We start from the raw sequence: 7,563 nt of genomic DNA, 5'->3' as shown, positions 1-7,563 counted from the left end.
GCACTGGTCGCAGTACGGGCCGCCCTGTTCCCTCGTGCCGGTCACCGGCTGCGCCGTCACAGTGTCCCTCTCACAGGGTCCCTCTCACAGGGTCTCGTTCAGGGCCTTGATCGGCATCTGCAGCTCGCCGAGCAGGTCGATGTCGGACTCGGCGGGACGGCCCAGCGTGGTCAGGTAGTTGCCCACGATCACCGCGTTGATCCCGCCGAGCAGCCCGCGCCGCGCGCCCAGGTCGCCGAGGGTGATCTCGCGGCCGCCGGCGAAGCGCAGGATCGTGCGCGGCAGCGCGAGCCGGAACGCCGCCACCGTGCGCAGCGCGTCCGGGCCGGACAGCGGCTCCAGGTCGCCGAACGGGGTGCCCGGGCGCGGGTTGAGGAAGTTCAGCGGGACCTCGTCGGGCTCCAGCGCGGCGAGCTCGGAGGCGAACTCGGCGCGCTGGTCGAGCGACTCCCCCATCCCGACGATGCCGCCGCAGCAGACCTCCATGCCCGCCTTGCGCACCATCGACAGGGTCTCCCAGCGCTCCTCCCAGGAGTGCGTGGTGACCACGTTCGGGAAGTGCGAGCGGGCGGTCTCGAGGTTGTGGTTGTAGCGGTGCACGCCCATCTCGGAGAGCTCGTCGACCTGGGCCTGGGTCAGCATCCCGAGCGAGCAGGCGATGTTGATGTCGACGGCGTCGCGGATCGCGGTGATGCCGGCCTTGACCTGGCTCATCAGCCGCTCGTCCGGCCCGCGCACGGCCGCGACGATGCAGAACTCGGTGGCGCCGGTCTTCGCGGTCTGCTTCGCGGCCTCGACCAGCATCGGGATGTCGAGCCACGCCGAGCGCACCGGGGAGGCGAACAGACCGGACTGGGAGCAGAAGTGGCAGTCCTCGGGGCAGCCGCCGGTCTTGAGCGAGATGATCCCCTCGACCTCGACGTCCGGGCCGCACCAGCGCATCCGCACCTCGTGCGCGAGCTCGAGCAGCTCGTCCAGGGCGTCGTCGGGCATGTCGAGGATCTCGCGTGTCTGTTCCCTGTCGAGCCCGATCCCCCGGGTGAGGACCTGGTCGCGGGCGCGGGTGAGGACGTCGGTCCGAGCGGTCGTCATGATCAGGGAGTCTGCCATCGCCCACCGAGCTCGCGACCCAGACCGTGCCGGGCCACCTCGAGGAACTCCTCCGGACCGAGCCCGCCCGCCCCCTCGGCGAGCGCGCCGACCAGCCGTGCACCGGTCGCTGCGGGCAGGTCGGTGAGGTTGGTGCTGGCCGCGAGGTCGGGCGTGTCCGGCCAGGCCCCGATGACGACGCCGGGCGAGCGCAGGTCGCGGGCGCGCAGCGCCTCGACCGTGAGCGCGGTGTGGTTCAACGTGCCCAGCCCGGCCGCGGCCACCACCAGCACCGGGGCCCGGAGCAGCGCGGCGGCGTCGGCGAGGCCCGCCCCGCGGTCGTCGAAGTGCACCAGCAGCCCGCCTGCGCCCTCGACGAGTACCAGCTCGTGGTTCCCGGCGAGGTCCCGGACCGCGTCGGCGACGGCGTCCGGGCCGACCGGCGCCATCCCGGCCCGGCGCGCGGCGGTGGCCGGCGCCAGCGGTTCCGGGTAGCGGGCCAGCTCGCGGACGGTCACGCCGGGCGCGAGGCGGGCGACGTCGTCGACGTCGCCGGGCTCGCCGGGCGCGACACCGGTCTGGGCCGGCTTGAGCACCGCGACCCGCTCCCCCGAGGCCAGGGCCAGTGTCGCGACGGCGGCGGTGACGACGGTCTTGCCGACCCCGGTCCCGGTGCCGGTGACGAACAGCAGCCGGCTCATCGCGCGGCCCCGTGCGGCTGCGCCTGCCCGGCAGGAACCTGGGGCACGGCGTCCCCGCGAACCTCGGACAGCACCCGGCCCAGGGTCTCGCAGGCCCGCTCCAGCTCGTCGACGCGCAGGTCCGCGCGGGCGGTCAGGCGCAGCCGGGACGTGCCCTCGGGGACCGACGGCGGCCGGAAGCAGCCGACCCGCAGGCCCGCCTGCAGGCAGCGGGCCGCGGCCGCGACGGCGACGCCCGCGTCGCCGAGCACGACCGGCACCACGGCCGAGGACGGCGCCGGGACACCGGTCGCCGCGGCGAGCGCCCCGGCGACCCGCAGCACCTCCCCGGCCCGCCACGGCTCGTCGGCCAGGACCCGCAGCGCGGCCAGCGCAGACCCGGCCGCGGCCGGGTTCAGCCCGGTGTCGAAGATGAACGAGCGCGCCGCGTCGACCAGGTGCGCGGTCACCCCGGGCGGGGCGAGCACCGCACCGCCCTGGCTGCCCAGTGCCTTGGACAGCGTGACCGTCGCCAGCACGTCGTCCGCTCCGGCCAGGCCGTGCTCGGCCAACAGGCCGCGTCCACCCGGCCCGCGCACCCCGAGACCGTGCGCCTCGTCGACGAGCAGCACCGCACCGTGCGCGCGGCACACGCGGTGCAACTCGGCGAGCGGGGCGAGGTCGCCGTCGGCGCTGCCGACCGAGTCGGTGACGACCAGGGCGCGCTCCTCGGAGCGGGCGGCCAGTGCCTCCCCGACGGCCGCGGGGTCGTTGTGCGGCACCACCTGCACCCGCGCGCGGGAGAGCCGGCAGGCGTCGACCAGGGAGGCGTGCGCGGCCGCGTCGGAGACGACGAGCGCGCCCGGCCCGGACAGCGCGGTCACCGCGCCGAGGTTGGCCGTGTAGCCCGAGGAGAACACCAGCGCGTCGCCGAACCCGCAGAACGCGGCGAGCTCGCGTTCGAGGTCGGCGTGCAGCGTGGTGCTGCCGGTGACCAGGCGGGAACCGGTGGAGCCCGCGCCCCAGACCCGGAGCGCGTCGACTCCGCCTGCGACCACCCGCGGGTCACGCGAGAGGCCCAGGTAGTCGTTGCCGGCGAGGTCGATCGGGTCGGCTCCGGGGGCGCGGGGCCGCAGCTCCCGGCGCAGCCCGGCGTCGCGGCGCGCGGCGGCCCGGTCGTCGAGCCAGGACAGCGGGTGGGTCACGGCGGGCACCCTACGCAGAACGGCCCCGCCCCCTGATCAGGGGCAGGGCCGTTCGGGCGGATGCGGCGACTCAGGCGGTCGGGGTCTCCCCGGACTCCTGCTGGCGCTCCTGCTCGGCGACGGCGGCCTTGACCTCGTCCATGTCGACGGCCTTGACCTGGCCGATCAGGTCCTCCAGGGCCTCGGCCGGAAGCGCTCCGGGCTGGGAGTAGACGACGACGCCGTCCCGCACGGCCATCACGGTCGGGATCGAGGAGATCCCGAACGCTCCGGCCAGCTCCTGCTGGGCCTCGGTGTCGACCTTGGCGAAGGTCACGTCGGCGTGCTGCTCCGAGGCAGCGTCGTACACCGGCGCGAACTGCTTGCAGGGCCCGCACCAGGACGCCCAGAAGTCCACGAGCACGGTCGCGCCGGGAGCGCCGACGACGTCGTTGAAATTGTCGGTGGTCAGTTCCACGGTGGCCATGGGTTCCTCAACGCACCGTCGGCGCGACATGTTCCCGCCCGGCCCCACCGGCCGTGCCGTGGCCGTGACCGGCCGCGATCCGGTCCAGGGACGCGGCCTCGTCCGGCGTCGCGCCCTCCACCCGCGGCGGGACGAAGTGCTGGGTCCTGCCGTCGAGAACGAGGACCCGGGCCGTCGCGATGTCGTAGAACAGGCCCATCAGCTCGGCCCCGGTGTCGCGGGCCCGCAGCATCTCCAGCTGCATCGCCACGTTCACCATCGCCAACTGGTCGACGGGCGCGAAACCGTCGGCGGCCGCGGCGACGCCCACCGGGTGGCCCTGCTCCCAGGCGCGCAGTACCGGCCGCGCGTCCAGCAGCCAGGTGCCCAGCTCCGGGCCGATGCTCGTTCCGCCTGCGCTCCTCTCGGCGTCCTGCCCGGCCGCACCCTGGCTCAGGCCGTTCATCGCGCCGCAGCCCGAGTGCCCGCAGACCGCGATCAGCGGCACACCGAGCACGCCGGTGGCGTACTCCACGGCGGCCATCGTCCCCTGGCCGCCGGCCAGGTTGCCGACGTTCTGCACGGTGAACACGTCGCCGGGCCCGCTGTGGGTGATCATGTGCGGCATCACCCGGGAGTCGGCGCAGGTGACCATCATCGCCGGCGGCGACTGGCCCGCGGCCAGCTCGGACATCGTCGGACGGATGTCGTCGGCGGTCCGCTCGTGGTAGGCGGCGAGACCGGCGAGCATCGGCGACTCGGCCGTGCGGCCCTCGGCGCCGGTGGCCTGCCAGTGCGACCAGGACGCGAACCGCGGGGTGCCGTCGAGGCTGTTGGTGGTGGTGCGCTCGAGGCGGGTCGGCTCGACGACCTCCACCCGGGCGCCGGTCGAGCGGTGGCGCTCGGTCCAGGCCTGCAGGTGGTCGTAGGCGGCGTGGTCGAGGTAGTCGGTCACGAGGTCGATCCGCACGTCGCGCCCGGCCGGGATCTCACCGAGCCGGCGCGACAGCGCAGGGACAGCGAGGAAGCTCAGCGAGCCCTCGACGCGCAGCACCATCGGGCCGTCGGCGTTCGCGCCGTCGGCGCCGTCCAGCTGCGGGCGCGAGCGCACGGCCCTGACCAGCAGCATCACCCCGGCCAGGGCGAGGCCGATCGCGACCCCCTCGAGCAGGTTCAGCAACAGCACACCGAGCACGGTGACCAGGTAGATCGCCAGCTCGCCGTGCGTGCGCGCGGTCCGGATGTCGGCCGGCTTGACCAGCTGAAGGCCGACCACGACGAGCAGTCCGGCCAGGCCCGCCATCGGGATCATCTCCACGATCCCGACGAGCAGGATCGCGAACACCGCGATCCACACCCCGTGCAGGACGGCGGAGGCGCGAGTCTGGGCGCCTGCGCGCACGTTGGCCGAGCTTCGCACGATCACACCGGTGATCGGCAGCCCGCCGACCAGCCCGGACACGGTGTTGGCCGCGCCCTGGCCGAGCAGCTCGCGGTCGGCGTCGGTCCGGGTGCCGGGCTTCATCCGCTCCACGGCGACGGCCGAGAGCAGGCTCTCCACGCTGGCGATCAGCGCGATGGTCAGCATGCCGCCGATCACGCCGGCCCAGTTGCCCTCGGGCAGTACCGGCAGGGCGATCGCGTCGAGCAGCGAGCCACCCAGCTGGACGCGGGTGACCTCGGGGAAGGCGAGCGCGACGACGGTGGCGAGCACCACGGCGACCAGCGCTCCGGGGACGACCCGGGCGCGGGCGGGCAGCTTCGGCCACGCGAGCATCACCGCGATCGCCAGCGCGCCGACCAGCAGGGTCGGCCACGACGCCCCGATGATGCTGCCGGGCAGCGCGGCGAGGCTCTCCAGTGCGGCGGTCTGCGACTCGCCGCCGAAGACGACGTTGAGCTGGGCGAGGGCGATCGTCACGCCGATACCGGCGAGCATGCCGTGCACCACCGAGGGCGGGATCGCCTGGGCGAACCGGGCCAGGCGGCTCATGCCGAAGACGATCTGGATGACGCCGGCGCCGGCGGTGATCAGGCAGGTGACCTGCCAACCGAATCGGTCGATGAGCTCGGCGACCACCACGGTCAAACCGGCCGCGGGGCCGCTGACCTGCATCGGCGACCCGCCGAGGAGGCCGGCCACGATGGCACCGACGACGGCGGCGACGAGCCCGGCGAGGATGGGGGCGCCCGAGGCGACGGCGATGCCGAGCGAGAGCGGGACGGCCACGAGGAACACGACGAGCGAGGCGGACAGGTCCGCCCGGGCGTGCGGGAAGCAGGAGCGCAGGCCGGCCGGCGGCGGCGAGTGCTCGCCCTGCCCGGACTCGGTCGGGGAGTGCTCGTCCTGGTAGGTGCGGGTCGAGGTCCCGGTAATCGTTTTTCTCGAGGGTTGCACTGGGGGTGTCCTCCGTGACGGACGGTCGTGGGGGGCGAACGCGACAGTGCGGTCGTTGATCTTCACGGAACCCGACCAGGATGAGAGCGTCTCTCATCGTCCGGCCGACCTGGGCGATATCCGCCGGTCAGCCTCGTTCACTCCGCGGAAACGTGACCGACGTCACGTTGTGGATCACACGTGCGGGTGGTGGCGGTCGGCGTGCGGCGTGTGGGAGCTACCCGGCGAGGGCGGCCGCCCGCATACCGGCAGTGATCATCGCGATGTCCTCGCGGGTGCTCACGAACGGCGGCATCGCGTAGACGAGGTTGCGGAACGGACGCAGCCACACCCCGGCCACCACCGCCGCCGACGTGGCCGCGGTGACGTCCACCTCGTGGTCGAGCTCGATCACCCCGATGGCGCCGAGGATGCGGACCTCACGCACCCCGGGCAGTGCCCGGGCCGGGGTGAGCCCGGCGCGCAGGGCCGCGGCGATCGCCTTCACCTCGCGCCGCCAGTCCCGTTCGAGCAGCAGCGACACCGACGCGTGCGCGACGGCCGCGGCCATCGGGTTGCCCATGAACGTGGGCCCGTGCATGAGCACGCCCGCCTGCCCGTCGGTGATGCCGTCGGCGACGCGGGAGCTGCACAGCGTCGCGGCCATCGTCAGGTACCCGCCGGTCAACGCCTTGCCCACGCACATCACGTCCGGACTGATGCCGGCGTGGTCGGCGCCGAACAGCTCCCCGGTGCGCCCGAACCCGGTCGCGATCTCGTCGAAGACCAGCAGCACGTCGTGGGTGTGGCAGAGCTCGCGCAGCACGTGCAGGTAGCGCGGGTCGTGGAAGCGCATCCCGCCGGCGCCCTGCACGACCGGCTCGACGATCACCGCGGCCAGCTCGTCGGCGTGGGTCTCGACGAGCTCGGCGAGGTGCGCGACGTAGTCGTGGGAGAAGGAGTTCGGCGGCGGGTCGGCGAAGACCTGCTGCGGCAGCACGTCGCTCCACAGCGAGTGCATGCCGCCGTCCGGGTCGCACACGCTCATCGCGCCGAACGTGTCGCCGTGGTAGCCGCCCCGCCAGGTCATCAGGCGGTGCTTGGCGGGACGTCCCCGCGAACGCCAGTACTGCAGGCACATCTTGATCGCGACCTCGACCGACACCGACCCGGAGTCGGCCAGGAACACGTGCTGGCACTCCTCCGGGGTGACCTCGACGAGCAGCCGGGCCAGGTCCACCGCGGGCCCGTGGGTCAGCCCGCCGAACATCACGTGGCTCATCCGTCCGAGCTGCTCGCGCACGGCCGCGTCGAGCACCGGGTGCTGGTAGCCGTGGATCGCCGACCACCAGGACGACATGCCGTCGACGAGCTCGCGGCCGTCCGCGGTGCGCAGCCGGACCCCGGACGCGGACTCGACGACGATCGGCCGTGCGGTCCCCGGCATCGGCGCGTAGGGGTGCCAGACGTGGTCGCGGTCGACCGCGAGAAGCTCGCGGGTGCGGTCCGGGCGCCCGGGCCCCTGCGGGGCGGGCGCCGCGGTCCCGGTGGCGACGAGCGGGACCGACGGCGACGACGGCGCGGTGCCGGGCAGCGCGGTGGCCGTCCAGCCCCCGGCCCCGGCGGCCCCCGCGGGGAACTGCGGGCCGGACACCGGCTCGACCCCGGCGGGGCCGGCTCGCTCGGAGGAGTCGCAGGTGTCCACGAGTACGCACAGTAGCGGTCGGGTCGGCAGTGCTGCTCCGATAGGGACCGATCGGGTGTACG

At 74.2% G+C, this 7,563-nt stretch carries 6 protein-coding genes; all 6 read right to left on the bottom strand.

Going from position 1 to position 7,563, the window contains the following annotated elements; genetic code table 11:
- Positions 1-84: 84 nt before the first annotated feature.
- Positions 85-1,092 (bottom strand): biotin synthase BioB, encoded by a 1,008-nt coding sequence (gene bioB / locus I4I78_RS27405; protein ID WP_218614392.1) that lies wholly within the window; start codon positions 1,090-1,092, stop codon positions 85-87.
- A 2-nt stretch (positions 1,093-1,094) separates the two neighbouring features.
- Positions 1,095-1,790, bottom strand: coding sequence for a dethiobiotin synthase (gene bioD / locus I4I78_RS27400; protein ID WP_218614391.1), 696 nt, complete (start codon positions 1,788-1,790; stop codon positions 1,095-1,097).
- Positions 1,787-2,974, bottom strand: coding sequence for an 8-amino-7-oxononanoate synthase (locus I4I78_RS27395; protein ID WP_218614390.1), 1,188 nt, complete (start codon positions 2,972-2,974; stop codon positions 1,787-1,789). The genes bioD and I4I78_RS27395 overlap by 4 nt, the downstream gene beginning before the upstream one ends.
- A gap of 70 nt (positions 2,975-3,044) precedes the next feature.
- Positions 3,045-3,440, bottom strand: a complete 396-nt coding sequence (gene trxA, locus I4I78_RS27390) for a thioredoxin (RefSeq protein WP_218614389.1) — start codon at positions 3,438-3,440, stop codon at positions 3,045-3,047.
- A 7-nt stretch (positions 3,441-3,447) separates the two neighbouring features.
- Complete coding sequence (locus tag I4I78_RS27385) at positions 3,448-5,817, bottom strand: SulP family inorganic anion transporter (protein ID WP_218614388.1); 2,370 nt, start codon at positions 5,815-5,817, stop codon at positions 3,448-3,450.
- A gap of 217 nt (positions 5,818-6,034) precedes the next feature.
- The gene (locus I4I78_RS27380) at positions 6,035-7,501 is read right to left on the bottom strand and encodes an adenosylmethionine--8-amino-7-oxononanoate transaminase (protein WP_308252390.1); all 1,467 of its coding nucleotides are present in this window, start codon (positions 7,499-7,501) and stop codon (positions 6,035-6,037) included.
- Positions 7,502-7,563: the final 62 nt, after the last annotated feature.

This window comes from Pseudonocardia sp. KRD291, from assembly GCF_019263595.1.
GTDB lineage: Bacteria > Actinomycetota > Actinomycetes > Mycobacteriales > Pseudonocardiaceae > Pseudonocardia.
This window is presented reverse-complemented; position numbering and strand designations above follow the sequence as displayed.